Here is a 401-nt window from a genome sequence, read left to right on the forward strand (position 1 = left end):
TTTTTCCTTAGAAAGGAGGTGATCCAGCCGCACCTTCCGATACGGCTACCTTGTTACGACTTCACCCCAGTCATCGGTCCCGCCTTCGGCAGCTCCTTCCTTGCGGTTAGGTCACTGACTTCGGGCGTTACTGACTCCCATGGTGTGACGGGCGGTGTGTACAAGACCCGGGAACGTATTCACCGCGGCATTCTGATCCGCGATTACTAGCGATTCCAGCTTCGTGTAGTCGGGTTGCAGACTACAGTCCGAACTGGGACGTTATTTTTGGGATTTGCCCACCCTCGCAGGTTCGCTTCCCTTTGTTTACGCCATTGTAGCACGTGTGTAGCCCAAATCATAAGGGGCATGATGATTTGACGTCATCCCCGCCTTCCTCCAGGTTATCCCTGGCAGTCTCC

1 rRNA gene is annotated in these 401 nt (G+C 54.6%); it reads right to left on the minus strand.

The features are described from left to right. Positions 1–11: 11 nt before the first annotated feature. Positions 12–401: ribosomal RNA gene (locus GPK58_RS07510) — 16S ribosomal RNA — on the minus strand; the annotation flags it as partial.

The sequence above is a fragment of the Blautia sp. MCC270 genome, assembly GCF_018785605.1.
Lineage (GTDB): Bacteria > Bacillota > Clostridia > Lachnospirales > Lachnospiraceae > Blautia_A > Blautia_A fusiformis.